This window comes from Paraburkholderia sediminicola, assembly GCF_046027355.1.
Lineage (GTDB): Bacteria > Pseudomonadota > Gammaproteobacteria > Burkholderiales > Burkholderiaceae > Paraburkholderia > Paraburkholderia sediminicola_B.
This window is the reverse complement of sequence record NZ_JAQQEK010000009.1, coordinates 65,345-89,522: the sequence shown is the minus strand read 5'-3', so window position 1 is coordinate 89,522 and position 24,178 is coordinate 65,345. Positions and strand designations below refer to the sequence as shown.

At 63.6% G+C, this 24,178-nt stretch carries 22 protein-coding genes; 9 read left to right on the top strand and 13 right to left on the bottom strand.

Going from position 1 to position 24,178, the window contains the following annotated elements; translation table 11 throughout:
- Positions 1 to 46 precede the first annotated feature (46 nt).
- Together PQR42_RS17310 and PQR42_RS17305 are read left to right on the top strand one after the other, a co-directional pair.
- Positions 47 to 1,639 (top strand): benzoate-CoA ligase family protein, encoded by a 1,593-nt coding sequence (locus PQR42_RS17310; RefSeq protein ID WP_408389899.1) that lies wholly within the window; start codon positions 47 to 49, stop codon positions 1,637 to 1,639.
- 8 nt (positions 1,640 to 1,647) lie between these two features.
- On the top strand, positions 1,648 to 2,496 hold the full coding sequence (locus PQR42_RS17305; protein ID WP_408389897.1) for an alpha/beta fold hydrolase: 849 nt from the start codon (positions 1,648 to 1,650) through the stop codon (positions 2,494 to 2,496).
- 61 nt (positions 2,497 to 2,557) lie between these two features.
- Here the strand turns inward: PQR42_RS17305 and PQR42_RS17300 are convergent, their stop codons facing one another.
- The 3 genes from PQR42_RS17300 to PQR42_RS17290 form a co-directional block, all read right to left on the bottom strand.
- Positions 2,558 to 3,928 carry a GntT/GntP/DsdX family permease gene (locus tag PQR42_RS17300; protein ID WP_408218311.1) on the bottom strand — a complete coding sequence of 457 codons (1,371 nt, stop codon included), beginning with the start codon at positions 3,926 to 3,928 and terminating at the stop codon, positions 2,558 to 2,560.
- Between the two features lie 100 nt (positions 3,929 to 4,028).
- Positions 4,029 to 5,147 (bottom strand): porin, encoded by a 1,119-nt coding sequence (locus tag PQR42_RS17295; RefSeq protein WP_408389895.1) that lies wholly within the window; start codon positions 5,145 to 5,147, stop codon positions 4,029 to 4,031.
- A 144-nt stretch (positions 5,148 to 5,291) separates the two neighbouring features.
- Positions 5,292 to 6,500, bottom strand: a complete 1,209-nt coding sequence (locus PQR42_RS17290; protein WP_408389893.1) for an aminotransferase class V-fold PLP-dependent enzyme — start codon at positions 6,498 to 6,500, stop codon at positions 5,292 to 5,294.
- Between the two features lie 116 nt (positions 6,501 to 6,616).
- Between PQR42_RS17290 and PQR42_RS17285 the strand changes: the two genes are divergently transcribed.
- The 4 genes from PQR42_RS17285 (at position 6,617) to PQR42_RS17270 (ending at position 10,662) form a co-directional block, all read left to right on the top strand.
- Positions 6,617 to 7,489: an IclR family transcriptional regulator gene (locus PQR42_RS17285; protein ID WP_408218302.1), complete on the top strand. Its 873-nt coding sequence runs from the start codon at positions 6,617 to 6,619 to the stop codon at positions 7,487 to 7,489.
- A gap of 53 nt (positions 7,490 to 7,542) precedes the next feature.
- Positions 7,543 to 8,004 (top strand): RidA family protein, encoded by a 462-nt coding sequence (locus PQR42_RS17280; protein ID WP_172309843.1) that lies wholly within the window; start codon positions 7,543 to 7,545, stop codon positions 8,002 to 8,004.
- 138 nt (positions 8,005 to 8,142) lie between these two features.
- Entirely contained in the window at positions 8,143 to 8,469 is a 327-nt protein-coding gene (locus PQR42_RS17275) for a hypothetical protein (protein WP_408389891.1), read from the top strand.
- A gap of 81 nt (positions 8,470 to 8,550) precedes the next feature.
- Complete coding sequence (locus tag PQR42_RS17270) at positions 8,551 to 10,662, top strand: phosphocholine-specific phospholipase C (protein WP_408218295.1); 2,112 nt, start codon at positions 8,551 to 8,553, stop codon at positions 10,660 to 10,662.
- A 100-nt stretch (positions 10,663 to 10,762) separates the two neighbouring features.
- Here the strand turns inward: PQR42_RS17270 and PQR42_RS17265 are convergent, their stop codons facing one another.
- The 8 genes from PQR42_RS17265 to PQR42_RS17230 are packed head-to-tail and all read right to left on the bottom strand — an operon-like array spanning position 10,763 to position 17,749.
- A complete protein-coding gene (locus tag PQR42_RS17265; RefSeq protein WP_408389889.1) occupies positions 10,763 to 12,052 on the bottom strand; it encodes an MSMEG_0569 family flavin-dependent oxidoreductase in 1,290 nt (429 codons plus the stop codon).
- A gap of 26 nt (positions 12,053 to 12,078) precedes the next feature.
- A complete protein-coding gene (locus PQR42_RS17260; protein WP_408218291.1) occupies positions 12,079 to 12,363 on the bottom strand; it encodes an MSMEG_0570 family nitrogen starvation response protein in 285 nt (94 codons plus the stop codon).
- A 14-nt stretch (positions 12,364 to 12,377) separates the two neighbouring features.
- Positions 12,378 to 13,547: an MSMEG_0565 family glycosyltransferase gene (locus PQR42_RS17255; RefSeq protein ID WP_408389887.1), complete on the bottom strand. Its 1,170-nt coding sequence runs from the start codon at positions 13,545 to 13,547 to the stop codon at positions 12,378 to 12,380.
- The gene (locus PQR42_RS17250; protein WP_408389885.1) at positions 13,544 to 14,527 is read right to left on the bottom strand and encodes a sll0787 family AIR synthase-like protein; all 984 of its coding nucleotides are present in this window, start codon (positions 14,525 to 14,527) and stop codon (positions 13,544 to 13,546) included. Before PQR42_RS17250 ends, PQR42_RS17255 begins: the two co-directional genes overlap by 4 nt.
- Positions 14,524 to 15,135, bottom strand: coding sequence for an MSMEG_0567/Sll0786 family nitrogen starvation N-acetyltransferase (locus PQR42_RS17245; RefSeq protein WP_408389883.1), 612 nt, complete (start codon positions 15,133 to 15,135; stop codon positions 14,524 to 14,526). The genes PQR42_RS17250 and PQR42_RS17245 overlap by 4 nt, the downstream gene beginning before the upstream one ends.
- A 2-nt stretch (positions 15,136 to 15,137) precedes the next feature.
- The gene (locus tag PQR42_RS17240) at positions 15,138 to 16,250 is read right to left on the bottom strand and encodes an MSMEG_0568 family radical SAM protein (RefSeq protein ID WP_408389881.1); all 1,113 of its coding nucleotides are present in this window, start codon (positions 16,248 to 16,250) and stop codon (positions 15,138 to 15,140) included.
- The gene (locus PQR42_RS17235) at positions 16,201 to 17,247 is read right to left on the bottom strand and encodes a Nit6803 family nitrilase (RefSeq protein ID WP_408389911.1); all 1,047 of its coding nucleotides are present in this window, start codon (positions 17,245 to 17,247) and stop codon (positions 16,201 to 16,203) included. The genes PQR42_RS17240 and PQR42_RS17235 overlap by 50 nt, the downstream gene beginning before the upstream one ends.
- Positions 17,248 to 17,266: 19 nt before the next feature.
- Entirely contained in the window at positions 17,267 to 17,749 is a 483-nt protein-coding gene (locus PQR42_RS17230) for an MSMEG_0572/Sll0783 family nitrogen starvation response protein (protein ID WP_054040483.1), read from the bottom strand.
- Positions 17,750 to 18,101: 352 nt separating this feature from the next.
- Here PQR42_RS17230 and PQR42_RS17225 point away from each other — a divergent pair, with 352 nt between their 5' ends.
- From PQR42_RS17225 to PQR42_RS17215, 3 genes are all read left to right on the top strand, one after another.
- Positions 18,102 to 19,493: an aminotransferase-like domain-containing protein gene (locus tag PQR42_RS17225; RefSeq protein ID WP_408218276.1), complete on the top strand. Its 1,392-nt coding sequence runs from the start codon at positions 18,102 to 18,104 to the stop codon at positions 19,491 to 19,493.
- Between the two features lie 269 nt (positions 19,494 to 19,762).
- On the top strand, positions 19,763 to 21,562 hold the full coding sequence (locus tag PQR42_RS17220; RefSeq protein ID WP_408389878.1) for a methyl-accepting chemotaxis protein: 1,800 nt from the start codon (positions 19,763 to 19,765) through the stop codon (positions 21,560 to 21,562).
- 22 nt (positions 21,563 to 21,584) lie between these two features.
- The gene (locus tag PQR42_RS17215) at positions 21,585 to 23,165 is read left to right on the top strand and encodes a methyl-accepting chemotaxis protein (RefSeq protein WP_408389876.1); all 1,581 of its coding nucleotides are present in this window, start codon (positions 21,585 to 21,587) and stop codon (positions 23,163 to 23,165) included.
- Positions 23,166 to 23,226: 61 nt separating this feature from the next.
- Here PQR42_RS17215 and PQR42_RS17210 read toward each other — a convergent pair whose 3' ends face one another.
- Positions 23,227 to 23,607 carry a DUF5594 family protein gene (locus tag PQR42_RS17210; protein ID WP_168794645.1) on the bottom strand — a complete coding sequence of 127 codons (381 nt, stop codon included), beginning with the start codon at positions 23,605 to 23,607 and terminating at the stop codon, positions 23,227 to 23,229.
- 132 nt (positions 23,608 to 23,739) lie between these two features.
- Positions 23,740 to 24,090, bottom strand: a complete 351-nt coding sequence (locus tag PQR42_RS17205) for a ribbon-helix-helix domain-containing protein (protein ID WP_408218327.1) — start codon at positions 24,088 to 24,090, stop codon at positions 23,740 to 23,742.
- Positions 24,091 to 24,178 lie beyond the last annotated feature (88 nt).

Sequence of the window (24,178 nt, the reverse complement as noted above, 5' to 3'; positions counted from 1 at the left end):
ATGAGCACAGAACAGCCGGACCGCGCCCACCCGATGGAGGAGATACATGGAAGCCCTGTTGGACAAGGCGGCGAACCAGCCCGCCGCGACGGTCGAGCCGCCGCCCGCGCTATTCAATTTCGCGGCCTACCTGTTTCGACTGAACGAAACGCGCGCCGCCAAGACCGCCTATATCGACGACACCGGCAGCACTACCTACGGTGAACTCGAAGAACGCGCGCGGCGCTTTGCGAGCGCGCTGCGCACGCTCGGCGTGCATCCCGAAGAGCGCGTGTTGCTCGTGATGCTCGATACCATCGCTCTGCCGGTCGCCTTTCTCGGCGCGCTCTACGCGGGTGTCGTGCCGGTGGTCGCGAACACGCTGCTCACGCCCGCCGACTATGTGTACATGCTCACGCATAGCCACGCGCGCGCCGTGATCGCCTCAGGTGCGCTGTTGCAGAACGTGACGCAAGCGTTGGAGTCCGCCGAACATGACGGTTGTCAGTTGATCGTCTCGCAGCCGTGTCAAGGCGAACCGCTTCTTGCGCCTCTGCTCGAAGAACTGATCGAGGCCGCCGCGCCCGCCGCCAAAGCCGCAGCGACCGGTTGCGACGACATCGCCTTCTGGCTGTATTCGTCGGGTTCGACCGGCAAACCGAAGGGCACCGTCCACACGCACGCAAATCTGTACTGGACCGCCGAGCTGTATGCGAAGCCGATCCTCGGCATCGCCGAGAGCGACGTGGTGTTCTCCGCGGCCAAGCTGTTCTTCGCGTACGGTCTCGGCAATGGATTGACGTTCCCGCTGTCGGTCGGCGCCACGGCGATCCTGATGGCGGAGCGCCCGACCGCCGACGCGATTTTCACGCGCCTCGTCAAACATCGACCAACGGTGTTCTACGGCGTGCCAACGCTCTACGCGAACATGCTGGTGTCGCCCAACCTGCCCGCACGCGCCGACGTCGCGATACGTATCTGCACCTCGGCGGGCGAAGCGTTGCCGCGTGAAATCGGCGAGCGCTTTACCGCGCACTTCGGCTGCGAGATTCTCGACGGCATCGGCTCGACCGAAATGCTGCATATCTTCCTGTCCAATCGCGCGGGCGCGGTCGAATACGGCACGACGGGCCGTCCGGTGCCGGGATACGAAGTCGAGTTGCGCGACGATGCAGGTCATGCCGTGGCCGATGGCGAAGTCGGCGATCTGTATATCAAGGGGCCGAGCGCCGCGGTGATGTACTGGAACAACCGCGAGAAGACGCGCGCGACCTTCCTCGGTGAATGGATCCGCAGCGGCGACAAGTACTGCCGGCTGGCGAACGGCTGCTATGTCTACGCGGGCCGCAGCGACGACATGCTCAAAGTGAGCGGCCAGTACGTGTCGCCGGTCGAAGTGGAAATGGTGCTGGTGCAGCACGACGCGGTGCTCGAAGCGGCGGTGGTCGGCGTCGATCATGGCGGCCTCGTCAAGACTCGCGCGTTCGTGGTGTTGAAGCGTGAATTCGCGGCGTCTGAGATACTTGCGGATGAGTTGAAGGCCTTCGTGAAGGACCGTCTCGCGCCGCATAAATATCCGCGCGATATCGTGTTCGTCGACGATCTGCCGAAGACGGCCACCGGAAAAATTCAACGCTTCAAACTGCGCGAGCAGTCATAAGGTGATTTATGCAGAACCCCGCCATTGGCAACGTTGCAGCAACGACCGCTAGCGATTTCGCCGACTTGCCTGCTACCGGGTCGCATGGGGCGTTGCGCATCGAGTATCGCTGGGTGAATGAAGCGGCGGGCGACGCGCCGATCGCCGTCTTCCTGCATGAAGGCCTCGGTTCGATCGCGATGTGGCGCGACTGGCCGCAAGCGCTGTGCGAGCGGCTCGGCATGCGCGGGCTCGTTTATTCGCGGCCCGGTTACGGACTCTCCACGCCGCGTCCGCATGAGGTGAAGTGGCCCGTCGATTTCATGACGGCGCAGGCGCGCGACATCCTGCCCGCGTTGCTCGACGCACTCGATATCGATATGCGCGAACGCCGGCGCATGTGGGTGATCGGCCATAGCGACGGCGGCTCGATCACGCTGCTGTACGCGGCGCTCCATCCCGACGAATTGGCCGGCGCGGTGGCGATTGCGCCGCATGTCTTCGTCGAAGATATTTCGGTGGAGAGCATCGCGCAGACCAAACAACTTTACGAAACCACCGACCTGCGCAGCAAGCTCAGCCGCTATCACGCGGACGTCGATTCCGCGTTTTATGGCTGGAACGACATCTGGTTGAATCCGGCTTTCAGGCAATGGTCGATTGCCGGGGAACTGGCGTTTATCCGCAGGCCGTTGCTCGCCGTGCAAGGCCATGACGACAACTACGGCACGATGGCCCAGATCGATACGATCGCCGTACACGTACCGCATGCGCAACTGGTCAAGCTCGACGCTTGCGGGCACTCGCCGCATCGCGACGCGCCGCAGGCGTTGAATGAGGCCATTGCGGCATTCGTTTCTGGAACGGCGGTTCTTTAACGTTAGAACGGCGCAGCGCAACGCGTCTTCACGACGCGCCGCGCTTCGGCCCTGCAACCGCTCAGATCACCGTCGACAAACCCAGCGTCAGCAACAACGCCGTCACCGAAATGATCGTTTCGCAAACGGTCCATGTCTTGAAGGTTTGCGGCACCGTCATGCCGAAGTACTCCTTCACCAGCCAGAAGCCACCGTCGTTCACGTGCGAGAGGATCAGCGAACCCGCGCCGGTCGCCAGCACCAGCAACTCGGGGCGCACACCGCCCACCGTGCCGACGGCCGCGGCGGCGATCGGCGCGATGATGCCAGCCGCAGTCGCCATGGCCACCGTCGCCGAACCCGTCGCCACGCGAATCAGCGCCGCCACCAGCCACGCGAGAATCAGCAGCGGCACGTGCGCGCCGGTCGCGACATCGACGATCGCTTTCGACGCGCCACTGTCGATCAGAATACGCCCGAAGCCCGCACCCGCCCCCACCACCAGCGTGATGCTCGCAGTCGGCGCGAGACACTCGTTGGTGAACTTGAGGATCTGTTCGCGATTGAACCCGCGCGCCTTGCCGAAGGTGATGAAGCTCAACAGCACCGCCAGCAGCAACGCCATATCCGGGTGGCCGATCAAGCGCAGCACATTATTCGCCGTCGACTTGGCGGGCACGATCGCATCGGCCCAACTGCCGACCAGCATCAGCAGGACCGGCAGCAACACCGTCAACAGCGTGATGCCGAAGCCCGGCAATTCCTGGTGCAAGCGCTTCGCGTCCTGTTCGATGAACTGCTGCGCCATCGGATTGATGCCGTCGAGCACGACGAAGCGCGCGATCAGCTTCGAGAACAACGGACCGGCAATCGCCGCGGTCGGAATGCCGACGATCAGCGCGTAGAAAATCGTGTGGCCGATATCCGCGTTGTACGCGGTCACCGCGAGCAACGCGGCCGGATGCGGCGGAATCAGCCCGTGCACGACCGAGAGACCCGCCACCATCGGAATGCCGACGCGAATCATCGACGTGCCGGTACGCTGGGCCACGTTGAACGCGATCGGAATCAGCAGCACGAAGCCGACTTCGAAAAACACCGGCAAGCCGACGAGGAACGCGATGCACATCATCGCCCAATGCACATTGTTCGGTCCGAACAGGCCGATCAACGTGCGCGCGATGCGCTCCGCGCCGCCCGACTCGGCCATCATCTTGCCGAGCATGGTGCCCAGACCCACGACAATTGCAATGTGGCCGAGCGTGCCGCCCACGCCGGTTTCGAACGACTTGAGAATCGACGTCGCCGGCATGCCGACGGCCAGCGCCAACGCCACCGACACCACCATCAACGTGATGAACGGGTTCATCTTGAAGCGCGCGATCAGCACGACGAGCGCGATGATGGCGATCAATGCATAGACGAGTAACAGACTTCCTTGAACGGTCGCCATAGGTGCTCCTGAAGGGAAAGAGCCGCGCCGCCGTCTTCTGTCGCTTCACGCCGCTGATGTCACGCGACATGCTGCGGATGCGGCGGCGCGGGCGGCGTGCTTAGAACTTGTGGCGAATGCCGGCGACGGTCACGAACTGGCCGTTGTTGCTCGACGGATTCGAAATGCCTTCGACCCACGCTTTCGAACCGGATGAGCGCTGGTAGATGCCGTTCAGATACAGGTCGGTCGTCTTCGACAGGAAGTACTCGCCGCCCACGCTCAACTGGTTGTAGTGCGCGTTGGTCGCCGTGGTGCCGCTGGTGTTCTGCGTCGTGTAGATGTAGCCGAGCGCGAGCAGCGTGGCCGGCGTGAGTTGATACTTCAACATCGCTTCGTAGTTGGCAAAGCGCAAGCTGCCGCCCGTGAGCAACTGGAATTGCGAGTTCGTGTAGAGCAACGCGACGGTGGCCGGGCCGAACACGTACGCACCGCCCGCGCCCCACACCTGGTTGCGCTTCACGCCGCTGATGATCGACGAGCCGGTGTTGTAGTAGTTATCCGACGGCGCCGCGCCCGCAGTGCTGGTGGCCGGCTGATTGACCAGCGAGTACGCCGCGTCCAGACGCAGCGGGCCGTTCACGTAGTCGGCGCCGACGCTCCATGCTCGGTTGTTGGCGAAGTCGCCGGCGGCGTTCGAGAACGCGTACATGGCGTTGGCGGTGAAGCCGGCATATGTCGGCGTGGTGTACTTGACCGCGTTGTTCGTGCGGTACGTGTTGTTGATATCGTCGTTGTCGTAGATCGCGTTGCCGTACTGGCTCATGGCGCCGACGCCGTTGATCTGCAGATTCGACAGATAGTCCTGCACGCTGTTGTACTGACGGCCCAGCGTGATCGTGCCGGCCGTGTTGTTGGACAGCGCGACCCATGCGCTACGGCCGAAGATGCGGCCGCCCTGGCCCGACGCGCCGGTTTCCAGGCTGAAGCCGTTTTCGAGCTTGAACATCACCTTGTTGCCGCCGCCCAGATCTTCCGTGCCGAGCAGGCCCCAGCGCGAGCCCTGCACGTTGCCCTGCGTCGCCTGATAGGCCTTCTCGCCCTTCTGATTGTTCGTGAAGGTGAAGCCCGCGTCGACGATACCGTAGAGCGTCACGCTGCTTTGCGCGTGAGCCGCTTGCGCGGCAAGTCCGGCCACTGCGAAGGCGATGGCCGTACGGAGAATCTGCTTGTGCGTCATGGTTTCCTCAAGTCGAAAGAAAAACGAACGCCGGTCGCACCGAGTGTGTTCCGGCGATATAAGTAGTACTAAGCGGGCAAGTCAAAGCCGCACCGGAACGGCGTCCGGTGCTGCGGTCAAACAGGGGGCATCGGTAAAGCGATATCAGTCAGGCCAGTTGCGGCGCGCGGCAATGCGGCGGGCGTCGCGCTGGTAAAACGGTGTGACAATGGGTTCGGGCGACAGACGCGCCCGCTCGAGTTCGGCCGCGAGCCTAGCCAGCACGATCTGCTCTTCGCCCGGATGCAGATTGCACGGGTCGAGAAAGAAGAAATGCAATTCGGCTTCGTGATCGCGCACGATCACAGGCGCTTCGCCCGCAGGCGGACGCGCGAGTGCGTCGGCGAGATCCCATGCGGTGATGCGGGCCTGCTTCGGGTCGATATGCAGTTTCAGACGGTCGAGCGGATTGCCGGTCGGATCGGCGTCGATCTCGGCCCACACACCGTCGCAACGGTTCAGGGTTTCGCGCCACAGCGTCAGGTAGCCTCGCTCGCGGGCGCGGATCGCGACATGGTCGCGTTGCTGCCACTGCTCGAGCGCGGCAATCGCACCGACGATCCCTTCCTTGCCGACTTTCATACCGCGGCCGATGCCGCCATTCTGGAAATAAGCGGCACGTACCAGCGCTTTCTTGCCCGCGACGATGCCGGCCGTCAAGCCGCCGAGAAACTTATGCGCCGAATACAACGCGAGATCCGCGCCGGCGGCAATGAAACGCTTGAGGTCGTACTCGGAAGCCGCGTCGACGATCACCGGCACGCCCTTCGCACGCGCAACGGCGATGAATTCTTCGAGCGGGATCATGCCGAATTGCACGGTGTGATGCGAAACCACGTAAAGTGCCGCAGCCGTGCGTTCGGTGATGGCGGTGTTCAGTTGATAGCCGTGCGCTTCGGTGGCCGCGCCGACCGGCACGACACGCGCGCCCGACAAACGGATCGCCTGATCCACCGGTGCGCCATAATTGACGAGATGGCCGGTCTGGATCACGACTTCATTGCGCAGGCCAGGCACGCCGCCGGTATCCGGCAGGCGTTCGATCAAGCCGTGGTCGTCGCCTGTCATGGTGGCGGCGATCGCGAGCGTGATGGCCGCCGAACACGATGCGGTGACATACCCGGCTTCGCTGCCGCACGCTTCGCTGATCACCGCCGAAGCCCTGCGCTGCAGATCGTCGATCTCGACGAATTGCGGCAGCATCTGCGCCACCGCGTCGATCACCGGTGCGCTGACGCTGGACGCGCCCAGGCTTGTCATCGTGCCGGAAGCATTGATGACAGGGCGTAAGCCAAAACGAGAGCGAATGTCCATGAAGCGCCTCCGACCGGGTATTTCTTAATTATGGAATATATGTTGTAATTGCGGATCAGTCTAGCATACAATCACCCTGCGTCAACTGGCCAAAAACATAGCGACAGAGGAGCACGATGGCTCGTACGTCCCGACCTTCCGCGTCCGCCGGCGAATCCGCAGCGGCTGCGGCACAACCGTCCGCCGGGCAAACGCAAGCTGAGACCGCGGTCCCGCGCACGCGCACCAGCGCGCTCGACCGGGCCGTGCAGATTCTCGACGCCCTCCAGCAGGCGAACCGCCCCGCCACCGCGTATGAAGTCGCGCGCATGGTGGGCGCGCCGTTGTCCACCGTGTATTCGATCATCAACGACATGGTCGAGAAGAACCTGCTGGCGCGGCGTGTCGACGGCACGATCTGGCTCGGCTCGCGCCTGTACGGTTACGGCCTGACCTACGCGAGTTCGCTCGACTATCTCGCGGTCGCGCATGAGGAAATGCAGCGGCTCTCGGCCGAGGTCGAAGAGACCGTGCAGGTCTGCGGGCTCGAAGACGGCATGATGGTGGTTCAGCAAATGGCCGAAGGTCCCGGGCATTTTCGCGTGACGTCGCGAGTCGGCAGCCGTGTGCCGCTCAACTGGACGGCTTCGGGCCGACTGCTCGTCGGCCACTTGCCGGACGCCGAACGGGTCGCGTTTTTTGCCCAGCACGCGCAAAGCTCGCCCACCGGACGCGCGGAAACGCGGCCGGAAGTGCTCGCGCAGATCGCGCGCGAAGCGCTGGAGGCGCGGCTGTCGATTCAGATCGGCGAGTCGGACGCGTCGGTGGCGTGCCTCGCGGCGCCCGTGCTCGATAACAGCGGCGCGTGCGTCTTCACCATTTCGATCGTGATGCCCGAGGCGAAGGCCGCGCTCGGCACCGAACGTTTCGCGCAAGCCGTGCAGTCGGTGGCGGCCCGTATCGAAGCGCGCCTCGGCTGGCGGCACCGCGAGCAGGAGCCGGCCGCGTAAGCGCCGCCGCCCCGCTCAATCCTCAACGACCGCTCACCCTCACGTCCCTCTCGATGAACTGCTACGACCGGCTGCACACGCGCGGCCTCAAGCTCCCGCAAGTGCCGACGCCGATCGGCAATTTCACGCACTGCACTCGCGAGGGCAATCTGCTGTTTTTGTCCGGCCAGGGTCCGCTCGACGAAACCGGCTCGCTGATGACCGGCAAGGTCGGCGCCACCGTCAGTGCGGACGAGGCCTACCGGCATGCGCAGATGGTCGGCCTCAATCTGCTGGCGGTGCTGCATAACGAACTGGGCGATTTGCGGCGCGTGAAGCGCGTCGTCAAGCTGCTCGGCATGGTCAACGCGGCGCCGGACTTCACCGAGCATCCGCGCGTGATCAACGGCTGCTCGGATCTCTTCGTCGATGTATTCGGCGATGCCGGTCGTCACTCGCGCTCCGCGGTCGGCGTGGGTTCGCTGCCGGGCAATATTACTGTCGAGATCGAAGCCATCGTCGCGATCCAGGATTGACGACTTCCTCAATTCTCAACAACTCCACAAATTTCCACGTCTTCACAAAAGTTACACAGGTAAGCGACTATTCTTTCGCATCGCTGACCTGGGCACACCGATGCCCTGGCGCATCTTCCCCGTGCCGGAGACATTGCCATGTCTGTTGCGTCGAACCCGTCAATTGCCTTGCATCGCAAACGTTTGGCGGGCGCATTGGCCGCCGTGTCGCTGTGCATGCTGCTCGGCGCATGCGGCAACGACGATGACAAAGGTCCGGACACGCGCGCGGTTAGTTCTACCGAAAGTCCCGCCGGAAACAGCGACGCCGCTGCAGTACTGTCGGCCAATCCGTCCTCCGCTTCACCCGCGCCCGCCGCATTGACGATTCAAACCCCTGCCTTACCTGCATCAAGCGCCGACCCGGCATTGTCCGCCGCCGCGTCGACGCCGCTCGCCGCACCTGTTATCCACACCGTCGACTGAGTTTCGCGTGTCACGCAACGCGCGGGCGAGGCTCGCGCGTCACGTGCCTCGTTCCTCCACTGAAGATCGAAAGCCAATACCATGACCTCAAAAAATCGCCGTGATTTTCTGCGCTCCGCCGCGCATGCAGCCGGTTCCGCCACCGCGTTGAGCATGCTGCCGCTGGGCATTCGCAACGCGCTCGCCATTCCCGCCAACAACAAGACCGGCACGATCCGCGACGTCGAGCACATCGTCGTGCTGATGCAGGAAAACCGCTCGTTCGACCACTACTTCGGCACGCTCAAGGGCGTGCGCGGTTTTGGCGACACGCGCGCGATCAATCTGCCGAACGGCAAGCCCGTGTGGTATCAACCGCTCGCGGCGGATGCCGGCTACGTGCTGCCGTTCCGCCCCACCGCGCCCAATCTGGGTCTGCAATTCCTGCAGGATCTCGCGCACGACTGGACGACCACGCACGCGGCGTGGAACGGCGGCCGCTACGATCAATGGGTGCCCGCCAAGAGCGCCACGACGATGGCCTATTTCACGCGCGAGGACATTCCGTTTCACTATCAGCTCGCCGACGCCTTCACGATCTGCGACGCGTACCACTGCTCGCTGATGGGACCGACGGACCCGAACCGCTACTACATGTGGAGCGGCTGGGTCGGCAACGACGGCAGCGGCGGCGGTCCGGTGATCGACAACTCCGAGCTCGGCTACGGCTGGTCGACGTATCCCGAAGTGCTGCAAAACGCGGGCATCTCGTGGAAGATCTATCAGGACATCGGTACCGGCCTCGACGCGAACGGCTCGTGGGGCTGGACGCAGAACCCGTACATCGGCAACTTCGGCGACAACTCGCTGCTCTACTTCAATCAGTACCGCAACGCGCAGCCCGGCAATCCGCTCTACGACAACGCACGCACCGGCACGAACGCCGCGAAGGGCGACGGCTACTTCGATATTCTCAAGCGCGACGTGCAGAACAACGCATTGCCGCAAGTGTCGTGGATCGTCGCGCCCGAAGCCTATTCCGAGCATCCGAACTGGCCGACGAATTACGGCGCGTGGTACATCGATCAGGTCTTGCAGATTCTCACGTCCAATCCCGAGGTGTGGAGCAAGACGGTTCTGCTGATCAACTACGACGAGAACGACGGCTTCTTCGATCACATGTCGCCGCCGTTCGCACCGTCGTCGAGCGCGAACGGGTTGTCCACCGTCGACACCAGCAACGAAATCTATCCGGGCGATGCGAAGATTCCCGCCGCCCCGTACGGCCTCGGACCGCGCGTGCCGATGCTGGTGGTGTCGCCGTGGTCGAAAGGCGGCTACGTGTGCTCGGAGCTGTTCGACCACACGTCGGTGATCCGTTTCATCGAAAAGCGTTTCGGCCACGAGCGCAATCTCGGCGAATCGAACATCACGCCGTGGCGCCGCGCGGTGTGCGGCGATCTGATGTCCGCATTCAACTTCAGCAATCCGAACGACGCCTTCCCGACGCTGCCGGGCACGAGCGGCTACGTGCCGCCGGATCAGAATCGCCATCCGGATTACGTGCCGCTGCCGCCGGCAATCCAGGCGGTGCCGAAACAGGAACCCGGCGTGCGCCCCGCTCGCGCGCTGCCGTACGAGTTGTTCGTGCGCGTGCATGGCGAAGGCGCAACGAACCAGCTCACGATGCGTTTCGTCAACACGGGCCGCGCCGGCGCGGTGTTTCTCGTCTACGCCGCTCACAGTCTCGACGCGCCGCGCACCTATACGGTCGAAGCCGGCAAGCGGCTGCAGGATCAGTTGCCGTTGAACGCCGACGGCAGCTATGACTTCACCGTGTACGGCCCGAATGGCTTCCTGCGCCGCTTCGCGGGCAAGCCGGTCTCGCGCAGCTGGTGGAACGGCTCCGACATTGCGCGGCCCGAAGTCGAGGAAGGTTATGACGTCTCGAACGGCAATCTGCAATTGCGCCTGGAAAACGTGGGCAGCGCGCCTTCCCAGTTCAAGATCATCAACGCGTACGACCCGAACAACGTGATCAGGCATACGGTGCGCGGCGGGGATACTGACCAGCTCTACCTCGATCTGCGCAACGCGCACGGCTGGTACGACCTGGCCATTACGGTCAACACGGATCCGCTGTTCGCGCGGCGTTTTGCCGGACACGTCGAGACCGGCAAGAGCAGCATGAGCGATCCGGCGCTGGGCAATTAAGCCTTAGCCGAACGTTTCGGTGAAATACGACGGCCGCTGCGATGAAGAACGCAGCGGCCGTTTTTTCTTGCTCCATCCTCAGCACTTGCGCCGAGCAACGTCACGCGGCGACGGCGGCCGATAAGGACGCGCGCCCGCGCGCCTTCTCGCGAATCGCGTGCACGATGAACTCCGCGTCACGCGCGACGCCGGAGAAACGCCCCGATCCCCACGTATGCAGCCAGGGCAAGCCGACGAAATACAAACCGTCGATCGGCGTAATGCCCCGCGTGTGCGCCGGATAACCACGACCGTTGAACACGGGTGCATCGAGCCAACTGAAGTCCGGCGTAAAGCCGATACACCAGATGATCGCGGCAATGCCGCTCGCTTCCACATCGAGCGTGGTGCGCTCTTGCGCCGGACGCCACACCGGTTCGTACGCGCCACCCGCCGGCGCATCGATACCGTGCTTCTCGATGAAGCCGTCGATGCTCACGTTGATCCGGTTATACGTATCGTCCGCCGCATCGAGATTGGCCGCGAGCGTGGGCGAGAACTGGAATTGGCCGTCGCGCAGATCGTCGAGGCGGCCGTACAACTCCATGCCCTCGGCGGCGAACTTGCGCAGGTCGATATCGCGGCCACCGTCGCGGCCCGTCACGTAGTGATTGGTGTTGTCGCGCACGCCTTCGCGCAACGGATGCTTTTCGACCGGCATGTCGTAGTACTGCATGTCGGCGAGCCAGTCGACCACGTCGCGCCCCCGATAGAAGCGCGCGCAACGCGGCGCATCACCGACGGCCAGCACCACCTTGCGGCCGGCTAGATGCAAGTCTTCAGCGATCTGCGCGCCGGACTGCCCGGTGCCGACCACCATCACCGCGCCATCAGGCAGAGCTTGCGGATTGCGATACGCCGACGACTGCAGTTGCACGATCCGCGCGGGCAAGCGCTCGGCAAGGCGCGGCACGATCGGCGTGTGATAGCCGCCCGACGCTACTACCACCTGATCCGCGGTGAAATCGCCCTGCGTCGTCGTGATGGCGTAGACGCCGTCGTCGCGCTGCTTGACGCGTTTGACTTCAGTGCGCTCCGTCAGCGGCGCAGCGACGTGTTCAATGAAGCCGTCGAGGTACGCAACGATCTCGTCCTTCTTCATGAAGCCGTGCGGATCGTCGCCACGATACGGATAACCGGGCAGCGCGCATTGCCAGTTCGGCGTGACGAGACAGAACGCGTCCCAGCGCTGCTCGCGCCACGTGTGCGTCACGGTGTTCTTCTCCACGACCAGATGGTCGATGCCGGCCTGCTTGAGGTAATAGCTGACCGACAGACCCGCCTGCCCGCCGCCGATGACGAGCACGCTGTAATGGCCGGCGGCGCGCGCGTGATGTGCTGGATTCGACATGATGCGTCCTCTGAAAAAATAAGCGCCTAGCTGAATTCGATGACCTTGACGGTCGCCTCCGGCCGATCGCGAAAACGCGCCGCGTCGCGCTCGATCTGCGCAAGCTGGTCCATCGCCGCCGAGCAGGCAAAGCCGTATTTCTCGCGCACCCGCTCGGACGCGATGCCCAGCGCCTGCCGCGATCGTGCGACGAAATCTTCCAGCGCATAGGCCTCGCCCGGTGTGAAAAAGTCGCCGATCACGAGCGAAGGCGAATAACAGTTCGCTTCGTCGCCATCGGGCCATTGAATGCGAAAGTGCATGACAGGCATCGCTAGTCCTCGAATCAATGAGTAAGCAAGGCGCGTTTCGCAAGGAAACGGCGGTAGGCGTCTAAGTGATGCTGCGCGCTCGCGGCCCAGCTAAAGCGCGCCAGCAATGCAGGCACGGCACGGTCGAAGTCGATTCCACGGCCGCTCAATGCACGCTTCAGTGCCGCGACGATCGAATCGACGTCGAGTGGATCGGCCCAGTAGCAGGTGGTTTCGTCGAGATACTCGGTGAATGGCGCAATCGACGAGGCCACCACCGGCGTGCCGCTCGCGAGCGCCTCCAGGACGACCAGACCGAAACCTTCCCGCAACGACACCATTGAGAGGACATCGGCGCATCGAAACAACGCGGGCATGACTGCGTCTTCGAGCGGGCCGGTCACCACGACGCTTTCATGCTGACCGATGGACAGGCCCAGCTCGTGCCCGCGTTGCAGCAGGCGGCGGGTATAGGCGTCATGGTCGAGCAGGCTCGCACCGCCCGCGATGACGAGTTGCGCTTGCGGCACAATCCGGCGCATGGATGCGAACGCTTCGAGCAGCGCCAGCGTGTTCTTGCGCGCCTCGATGCCGCCCACTGCAAGCACGACAGGTCCACCGTCGATGCCGAAACGCTGCCTGAGTTGTGCGTCGTGTTGATCCTGCTGGCAAGAAAAACGCTGCAAGTCCACGCCGTTCGGCACGGTGATGGCGCTGATGCCATGGACAGATTGCATTTCACGCGTCCATGTATCACTCACGCACAACACCTGATCCGCATCCTGATACGCGCGCCGTTGCCAGGCCGCCAACTTGAGATCGTCGAAATGATCCAGGTGGTGCACGGTACGCATGAAGCCGTGAATGAAGCCCTCCGCTTTCAACTCGGCGAGTGCATTGCCGCTGATGCTGTCCTGCGCGTGCAGCACGTCGAACGCGGTTGCGTCGTGTTCGACGAGCGCTCGCCGGAACGCATCGATCCGTGCTTCGACCGTCGCAACGGTATCGGCTTGAGCCAAAAAGATAGGCGCATACACCACGCGGCACGTCGGCAGACGAAACAGCATCTCGCCAGGCGCGGCCGGCACGAACACCGTCACGTCGTGCCCAAGCATCGTCAACGCCGTCGCCAGTTCCAGCGTATGCACGACGCCACCGCGCGGATTGACCGAGTGCGTCAGCAAGGCGATACGCAACGCGCTCATTTCACGTCACCCTTTCCGACGATGAACGGCTCGCGCTGAAAATCCCATAACGTTGCAACATCGTCACGCTGATGCAGAACAACCTGGCTCGTTGCATCGACTGAACCGATCACTGCGCACGCGAAAGCGCGCGCGTCGAACTGCGCCTGCACGGAATCGACGTGCTCCGGCCGCACGGATAGCAGATAGCCAAAACTTGGGAACGCAGTTACCCAGCGCTCCAGCGCCACACCCTCAGGTTTGGGAATTCGAGCGAGATCGATCCGCGCTCCCACCTGCGAACATTCGAGCAACATCAGCGCCGTGCCGAGCGTCCCCGCCATGCTGATATCTTTCGCAGCGTCGCACAGACCGCTTTCTGCCAAACCAGGCAGCAGTTCGAGATCGGCACGCAAACGCTCGGCCGGCGCATCCACCGAAGCATTCCAGAACGGATACGGTTCTTCGAAACGGCCGCGTAGATCGACTGCCATCATCAGACTGTCGCCCGGTTTCGCGTTGAAACTCGACAGCAACGCCTTGGCGCGGCCGATAATCGACACCGCCAGTTGCGCCGCGTCGCTGCGCGTATTCGTGTGGCCGCCGACAATCGGCACGCCATACGCGACGGAGGCCGCCGCCATGCCCGCCAACACGTCCTCGGCCGCGCCGATGCCCGGACTCCACAGCGCATCCACTACCGCCAGCGGCCGGCCGCCCATTGCATAGATATCGCTGACGTTGACCATCACGCTGCTGTAGCCGGCGAACCAGGGCATGGCGCTCACGAAATCGCTGACCATTCCTTCGATGGCGAAGAGCAGATAGCCGTCGCCATCGGCGAGCGCGGCGCAGTCGTCGCCGAGCGCCACGGCTTGCGCGATATCGTGCGTGCCGCGAGGCAAACGCCTCGCCAGTGCGCCGACCACGTCGACGATATCGGTCTTGTGCCGGAACCCGCGGCTTTCGCGCAAGCTGGCAACGAGATCGGCGACCTTCATGCAACGCTCCGCGCGGGCTCGAGACGACGCGAATGCGCTTGCGCTTGTGTCCGCGTGACAAAGCCGCCATAAGGCGTCACGCACGGCGGATAGCGGTCCAATTGCGCCTGCATCAAATGATGCGGCCTGCCCAGCAAGGTTTCCTCCGCCAGCACGTCCCAATGCATCGCGCGAAAGAGCGGCACATTCTGGCTCTGCACGTGTGCGAGGAACGTCTCGCAGCCCAGCGCATGCGCGCTGCTCACCGCGAGACGAATCAGCGTCGCGCCGATCTTTCCATGCCGGCGAAACGCCGCATGCACGGCGAGGCGCGAACCGAACCACACGTTATCGTGATCGCGATGAATGCGTACGGTGCCGACCACCTGCTCCGGCATGCCGCCGAGACAACTGACGGCTACCAGTTGCTGCGCGTGCTGATCGATATCGTCGTGATCATCCCCAACGAAAATGCCCTGCTCGACGCAGAACACCGCCCGCCGCAATTTGAACGCCTCTTCGGCTTCCCAATTCAACGTGGTCCACTTGATGCGGAATTCGCCCGGCGCATACGGCGCGAAAACGACGTCACCGTCCAGCGCCTCGCCTGCAATCGCTTCACCGAACATGATCACTCCTCGTACGATGACAGCGACGAACACGCGCCGCATTTGCCGCAGCCCGCCTTGATATCGCTCGAACGCATGGCCGCGGCATTGAGCATGCCGCCGAGCGGCTGCAACACCGACTTCATGAATTCGGGCGTAGGCGCCGGATGATCTTCGAGCGGCGTGCCGCTGATCGGGACGAACGGCACGACGAACGGATAGACGCCGAGATCGATCAGTTCGCGCGACATCGCCAGAATGGCTTCCGCGCTATCGCCAAGTCCCGCGAGAATATATGTGCTGACCTGTCCGCGTCCGAATACGGCCACTGCGGACTTGAACGCTTCCATATAGCGCGAGAGCGGCACGCTCGCCTTGCCCGGCATGATGCGTTCGCGCAAGGCGGGCGTCACGACTTCGAGATGCATGCCGAGCGTGTCGATGCCGCTCGCTTTCATCCGCGCGAACCAGCGGTCGTCGTCGGGTGGCTCGCATTGCGCCTGAATCGGCAGATCGACCGCGGCCTTGATCGCGAACGCGCTCTCACACAGAATCTGCGCGCCGCGATCCGGCGTGGGCGGTGTGCCGGTGGTCAGCACCATATGCTTCACGCCGTCGAGCAACACGGCTGCGCGCGCCACTTCCGCGAGTTGTTCTGGCGTCTTGCGCGCAATCGTGCGGCCCGCCGCGAGCGACTGCCCGATCGCGCAGAACTTGCAGCTCTTGCGTCGGCTCTCGTAGCGAATGCAGGTTTGCAACACGGTGGTGGCGAGCACGTCGGCACTATGCAATGCGGCGATATGCGAGTACGGCACGCCGTCGAGCGTCTGCATGGCGTAAAAACGCGGTGCCTTCGGAAAGCTGATATTGGCAATCGGAATCGTACCGCGCAGCAGCGCGCTCGATCCGCTCGCATCCGGCGTCTGTGCGACGAACGGCGAGTGCCACGCGGTACTCGTATGCACGGGCACCATGATCGTCACGCCGTCCACCGTCACCGCCTTGTGGTCGGATGGTCCCGCGCCGCCGCGCCGGCTCGCCGCGCCCGCATCCGGCGACACGAGCCGCAAACCGGCCGACTGCAATTCAGTCATCAATTGCCGGCTCTGCGCCGACAGCGACTCGCTGGCGTTCATCGCATCCTCCTTCGGTTGAATTGAAATCGGCGCTCGAGGCAGCCGGCCACGCCGGCATCGCCGCGACCATTTCCGCGGGCCGCCGGTTGATCGCGAGACTCAGCAACTCGGGGCGCGCGTAGTGGCCGACCGAATCCATCATGCGTTTGCGCTTGGTGATTAGCGCCATGTCGAGATCGGCGATCACCATGCCTTCGCCCTCGCGCAGCGGCTCGGCCAGATGCTGGCCTTCCGGCGACACGATCGCGGTATTGCAGCCGCCGCGCAGCGCCTTCTGCAAGTTCGTGTCCGGCGTCACGGACACAATCTGCGCTTCGGTAAGCCACCCCGTTGCATTCACGACAAAGCAACCCGACTCCAACGCGTGATGGCGGATCGTCACCTCGATCTGCTCGGCGAAGATCGGCCCCACCAGCGAACCGGGAAACTGACTGCAATGAATCTCTTCGTGCTGCGTCATCAACGCATAGCGCGCGAGCGGGTTGTAATGCTCCCAGCAGGCCAGCGCGCCGACACGCCCCACCGCCGTATTCGCTACCGTCAAACCTGCCGCATCGCCCTGCCCCCAGATCATCCGTTCATGAAACGTCGGTGTGATCTTGCGGCGCTTGAGGACGATCCGGCCATCCACGTCGAAGATCAACTGCGTGTTGTAAAGGCTGCCGTGATCGCGCTCGTTGACGCCGAGCACCACCACCATCCGATGCAAACGCGCGAGCTCGGCGACCGCCCGCGTCACCGGGCCCGGCACGATCACGGCCTCTTCATAGAGCTTCATGTGATCGGCGCCGGAGGCGACGGGCGGCCGCACGAAAGAGAAGTACGGGTAGTACGGCACGAAGGTTTCGGGAAACACGATCAGTTGCACGCCTTCGCGCGCCGCTTTTTCGATTGCCTCGCAGACCTTCTCGAGCGTGCCGCCGCTGCGCTCGAAGTCGGGTGCGATCTGAACCGCTGCGGCGCGCACGATGCGCTTGCCCGTCGATTTTTCGGACATGGTGGTCACTCGCCTCTCGTCAAACCGTCCACGTATGGATGATCAACGCGTTGTCCTTGCGGTGAAGCAACTGGATGTCGAGCACGTCGAGCGGACTGATCGGCCGAATGCCTTCGATCAGCGAGGCCTCGCCGTGTCCATACAGCGCCTGCAGGGCGAAACGGCACGCATACACCTTGCCGCCCTCCTCCATGAACTTCATCAACTGCTTGTTGAAGTTCAGATGACCGGGGAACGCTTCGTCGCCGAGCGTCGGAAAACCGCGTTGCAAGCCGAGCGTGACGCCCGGTCCATACAGCAGCACCGAGGTTTCGAAGCCCTTGCGTTGCAGGCGCGTGGCCTGCAGCAGATTGACGAAACCGATCGAGCCTTCGAACGCGACCGTATGAAACGTGACGAGCGCCTTCTCGCCCGGCTCGGCTTTCACGTCTTCGAAGACCTTCTCTTCGTAGTCGACAAGGTAATCGCCTTTCTGATGCAGCGGTTTGTTGACGGCTGGCATGACACTCTCCGATCAGGTTTGCTAAGTAAAAGAGGGCGCGCGTTCAAGCTGTGCGCGCTTCTTCCAATGCAACGGCCGTGCCATTGATCGGCCACGCGAATGCGATCAATCAGCAATCAATTCCGTCTCGATTCGAAGTGCGACTCGAAAAAATTTTTGGCGCGAAGGTTGCATACGGCTCTGACATCCCGCGCTAACGCCTTTGGCGCGGCTTTACCGCACCAGCCATGTGCGATTCGCGCATAACGACGTGTCGGCGTGGTGCAGTCATTCACCACGGTCGATCAATCCGATCATTGATCGCATGCGAATGCGATCAACTTCTTTCAACGTGAATAGAGACCCGCAGGCAATGAGCAGCCCGACACATCACTGGATCAAACGTCTCGCCGACATTCGCAAGCCGGCCTATCTCGCGATTCCCGATCTGATCGAAGAAGATCTCGCCACCGGACGGCTGCGTCCGCGCGACCGCTTGCCGGGATTGCGCGATCTCGCCGAGGAACTCGCGCTGAACTACACGACGGTGGCGCGCGCCTACGCCGAAGCGCGCAAACGTGGCCTGCTCGATTCGCGCGCCGGCAGCGGCACGTTCGTGCGCGGCCGCACGGCCACCTTGCCGCTCGCGGGCGGCAGCAGCATCGAGATGTCGATGAACACGCCGCCCGAGCCGCCCGATTACGCGCTGCGGTTGCGCGAATCCGCCGCGCGGCAGATGGCCGATAGCGATCCTTATCAGTTGCTCCGTTATCAGGACTTCGGCGGCTCGGCGGCCGACAAGGACGCGGGCGCCGAATGGCTGCGGCGCCGCGTGCCGCATTGCGACGCGCAGAACGTGCTGGTGTGCCCCGGCATCCATAGCGCGCTGGTGGCGCTCGTCTCGCAGCTCGCGCGGCCGGGCGGCACGATCTGCCTCGATTCACTCGCGTACCCCGGCATCAAGGCGATCGCCGCGCAACTCGGCGTGCGTCTGCAAGCGCTGCCGCGCGACGACGAAGGGCCGCTGGCTCACGCCTTCGAAGCGCTTTGCAAGACCGACAAGCCGAGCGCGTTCTATTGCAATCCGACGCTGCAGAATCCGAGCACGCTAACGCTCACGCACAAACGACGCGAGGCGCTCGCCGACGTGGCGCTGCGCTACAGCGTGCCGATCATCGAAGACGATGCGTACGCGATGCTGCCGCAGAGCGCGCCCGATGCGCTCGCGAGTTTCGCGCCCGAACTGACCTATTACGTGACCGGTTTGTCGAAGAGCTTCGGCGCCGGCTTACGCGTCGCGCATCTGCATGCGCCGACGCCGCGGCAAACGCAACGGCTAGCCGGCGCATTGCGCGCCACCACCGTGATGGCGAGTCCGTTCACGGTCACGCTCGCGACGCAGTGGATCGCGGACGGCACCGCCGCGGACATGCTCAACGCGATCCGCAGCGAGTCGCGCGCGCGCCAGGCGATTGCCTCGCGCATGCTCGAAGCGTGGCCTTACGAAGCGCATCAGGATGGTTTTCATTTGTGGTTGCCGGTGCCGGTGGAAAGCGGCTGGAGCGCGTCCGAACTCGCGTTGCAGTTGCGCAATCAGGGCATCGCCGCCGTGGCGGGCGCCGCGTTTTCCACCGACGGCAATCCGCCCAACGCCATGCGCGTCTGTCTCGGCGGATCGAAAACGCGCGACGAATGCGAGGAAGCGCTGCGCATCGTGGCGGAGACACTCGACCATCCGCATCATTTGCATTCTCCGGTGATGTGAAGCGATCGGCGTTATTGTCATATGAATACAGCGCGTCGCGTACCGCTTATCAGCGTGCAACGAAGCGCTGTTTCCGCACGCATTGAAAAAGCCGACTCGCAAGAAATATTTCGCGGGCAGTCGACACGCCGCCCCGCCCGGTTCTCCCGCCGTTGGTGAGCAATTGAAAGCATTCGCCGCTCAAGTCCCACTTGTTGAAGCCGTATACAGCGTGTGAGGCCCCCGCCTCACCGACTCCGGTTCACCGTTCACTCCGAAAGACTCCCGACATGTTCACCTCCATTCGTGCGCGCATCGTCGCCCTGTGCGTCGCTATCGTTGTGGTCGCGCTCGCTGCCAACGCGGTTCTCAACTATGTCGTCGCGAACTCGTATAACGCCGACGCCATCGACAGCAGCCTGACCGCGGTCGAAAGCGGTCACGCGGACGGCATCAGCGACTGGGTCGCCGCCAACAGCCAGATGATCAACTCGCTGCAGGACGCAGTGCTGGAACCCGATCCGTCCGCCGCGCTGAAGCAGATCGCCGCGGCCGGCAAGTTCACGAACGTGTACGTCGGTTATGCGGACAAGACGGCGAAGTTCTCCGACCCGACCGGCATCCCGCCCGACTACGATCCGACCGGCCGTCCCTGGTACAAGCAGGCCGCCGCGTCGGGCAAGCCGGTGGTCACGCCACCGTACGTGGACGTAGGCACGGGTAAGCTGGTGGTCGCGTTCGCCGCGCCGGTGGTGCGCGACGGCGCGGTGAAAGGCGTGGTCTCCGGCGACGTCGCGATGGACAGCGTGATCGCCAACGTCAAGTCGATTCATCCGACGCCGGCGAGCTTCGGCATGTTGATCGATGCGAGCGGCCATATCGTCGCGCATCCCGATCCGAAACTGACCTTGAAGCCGGTCTCCGACGTGGCGCCGGGCCTGACCAGCGACAAGCTCGCCGCCCTCTTCAGCGCCGACCGTCCGCTCGAAATGAACGTGAACGGCAGCACGAAGCTGCTGCGCGCGCAAGCGATTCCCGGTACCGACTGGTACGCGGTCGTCGCGCTCGATAAAGCCGAGGCGACGGCCGGTATGCGTTCGCTGCTGACCGCTTCCGTCATCGCGCTGATCGTGATCGCCGGCATCGCCGCCGCGGTCGTGGCGGCGGTCACGGCTGTTTCGTTCCAGCGTCTGTCGAAAGTGCGCGACGCCATGGACGCCATCGGCTCCGGTGAAGGCGACCTCACGCAACGCCTGCCGGCCATCGGCAACGACGAAGTCGCGCAGATCGCGCGTTCGTTCAACACCTTCATCGACAAACTCAGCCACGTGATGCGCCAGATTCGCGACGCCAGCGAATCCGTGCGCGTGGCCGCGAACGAAATCGCCGCGGGCAACGTCGATCTGTCGGGCCGCACGGAATCCGCCGCTGCGAGTTTGCAGCAAACCGCCGCGTCGATGGAGGAAATCACCTCGACCGTCACGCAATCGGCCAGCGCCGCGAAGCAAGCCGACGATACCGCCGTATCCGCCTCGCAGGTCGCCTCGCGCGGCGGCGTGGTGATCTCCGAAGTGATTGCGACGATGGGCGAGATCCAGCATGCGTCGGTGAAGATCTCCGACATCATCGGCGTGATCGACGGGATTGCGTTCCAGACCAACATCCTCGCGTTGAACGCCGCGGTGGAAGCCGCGCGCGCGGGCGAACAGGGCCGCGGTTTCGCGGTCGTGGCCGGCGAAGTGCGCAGCCTCGCGCAACGCAGCGCGCAGGCGGCGAAGGAAATCAAGGCGCTGATCGAATCGACCGTGGCCAGCGTCACGTCGGGTTCGGGTCAGGTGCGCCAGGCCGGCGAGACGATGACGGAGATCGTCAGCAACGTCGCCAACGTGACGACCATCATTTCCGAAATCACCCAGGCCGCCAACGAGCAGACGCGCGGCATTCAGGAAGTGAACCGCGCGGTCAGCCAGCTCGACGAGATGGTTCAGCAGAACGCCGCGCTGGTCGAGGAATCCACGGCGGCGGCCGCAGCGCTGCAAAGCCAGGCGGTGAGCCTCGCCAGCGCGGTGACGCAATTCAAACTCGATTAAACGCTACGCCTGGGACATCGCAGTGACGTTCTATAGAAATCTGAAGATCGCCATCAAATTGGCGTTGCTCGGCGCGGTGTTGCTAGCCGCGACGATGATCGTGGGTCTGGAAGGCTGGCACGCGTTGTCGAAAACGCATGCGCTGCAAATCCAGTCGGCGCAATCGCTCAGTCAATATGCGCAAGCCGCCGACACGGCGCGCGTCGCGCAGGTCGAGTTCAAGAAGCAGGTGCAGGAATGGAAGGACCTGTTGCTGCGCGGCGCCGATCCGGCCGCGTTCACCAAGTACCGTGATGCCTTCGGCAAGGAAAGCGGCACCACGCACGCCGCCCTGCTGCGCCTGAAGGATCAGTTGAGCGCGTTGGGTGCGAACGTGGACGGTGTCGACAAGGCGCTCGCCACGCACGCTTCGTTGCAGGACAGCTACCTCGATGCGCTCAAGCACTACGACGCCGCCGATCCGAACACCGCGCACGTGGTCGACGGTCTCGTGAAGGGCATCGACCGCGCGCCGACCGCCGCGATCGACGACATCGTCGCTAGTGTGATGCAACAGGCGCAAGATTCCAGCGTGCGCACCAGCGAAGCGGCGGAACGCTCTTATACGATCGCCACGGTGCTGTTGCTGTCGGTCGTGATCGGTTCGCTCGGCGTCGGCGCGTTCGCGGTCTGGTTTCTCAGCCGCAGCATCACGCTGCCCGTCAAGCAGGCCGTGGGCGTCGCGCAAGCGGTCGCGGCAGGCGATCTGCGCGCGGATGTGGCGGTGGTGAGCCGCGACGAAACCGGCCAGTTGCTCATCGCGCTCAACGACATGAACCAGCGCCTGCGGCATATCGTCAGCGAGATTCGTGAAGGCGCGACTACGATTTCTTCAGCCACGCAGGAGATCGCCGCGGGCAACCTCGACCTGTCCGCCCGCACCGAACAGCAGGCGGCTTCGCTCGAGGAAACCGCTGCGTCGATGCAGCACTTCACGCACTCGGTTCAGCGCAACGCCGCCAACGCACGCGAGGCCACGACGCTCGCGCAAACCGCCGCGCAAGCCGCGCGCGAAGGCGGCGCCGTCATGAGCGACGCGGTGCGCACGATGGGCCAGATCGACGCGGCGTCCAAGCGCATCGTCGACATCATCGCGGTGGTGGAAGCGATCGCGGCGCAGACCAATATCCTCGCGCTCAACGCCGCGGTCGAAGCGGCGCGTGCCGGCACGCAAGGGCGCGGCTTCGCGGTGGTGGCGAGCGAAGTGCGCAGTCTCGCGCAACGTTCCGCCGATGCCGCGCACGAGATCAAGGCATTGATTCGCGAGTCGGTCGCCACGATCGACGCCGGCACGCAACTGATCAATCACGCGAGCAATACGATGGACGGCGTGGTGGAAAGCGCCGGCAGCGTGACGCGTATCGTCGAATCGATCGCGACGGCGAGCGTCGATCAGGCAGCGGGTATCGCGGAAGTGAACGATGCCGTCACGCAGATGGATCAGGTGACGCAAAGTAACGCGGCGCTTGTCGAGCAGGCGGCCGCCGCGGCCGATGCGGTGCAAAGCAAGGCATCGGGGCTCGTGCAAAGCGTGAGTTTCTTCAGGCTGGGCGCCGCGGCTTGAGGGATCGGTACCGCGCGGCGCCTGTTGTTGTGTATGGGTGAAGCGGCGCGCAATGCGCCGCTTACGACTCGAAGTCGAGTCCGCCGATCAACACCAGAGGATCGGCCTGCGTATGCGAGAGAAAATCCAGTTCGCGCGCATGATTCCAGGCTGCGAGCTTGCGCGGCAACGCGGCCAGATAGCCGGCGAAACGCAACGGCCCTTCCGCACCCATCAGTCGCTCGATTTCGTCACTGTCCCAGGTCAGATACAGATTCAGCGGGTACGGGTACTGCCCCATGTCTTCGATGGGCGCTGCGTGAATCCGCACGCGAGTGGGATGCCCATGGCCGCCGTACGGCAGCACTTTGGTCTGCACGGTAGTCGCGAAACAGGCGGCAATAGCCTCGGCGATGCGAGGCGCGAACTCTTCATCGAAACGGGCGGCACTCTCCGGACGCATCCAAGTCTCCAGCTTTATGCGTGATGAACTGGATATCCTAGCACGCGCGCAGGCACACGCCTGTTGCGTCGCGGCATGTCTGCCTGGTGGTAATGCGGAACCGCAGCAGCGGCTTCGCGTTGCCCTCCCGCATCAAACCGTCTTCAGGATCCGCGGCCTCGTTTCATTCACCACAGTTGCCGGCTCGGGCACCGCATCGGGTGCACTGGCGCCCTTCTCGGTGCGCATCGACAGATAGCGCAAACAGCACACCCGCAAAAACGACGCGAAGTTGGTCGGCATCTCGCCGCGCAGCGCGATCAATTCGTCGTAGAGCTTCACGGCGAACTGGCTGGTCGTCATGCTCTCGCGCGCGGCGATTTCGTGCAGCACGTCCCAGAACAGATTCTCCAGACGGACCGTGGTGATCACGCCGTGAATGCGCAACGAGCGCGTGCGCGATTCATACAGGATCGGATCGGCGTTGATGTATATCCCACACATAACGTTAACTCCCTGTTTCCCGGCGCACGTGCCGTGGCGCTTTTCATGCAGCCACGGCGCGCCGCCCGCCTTCGTCAACATATGCCGG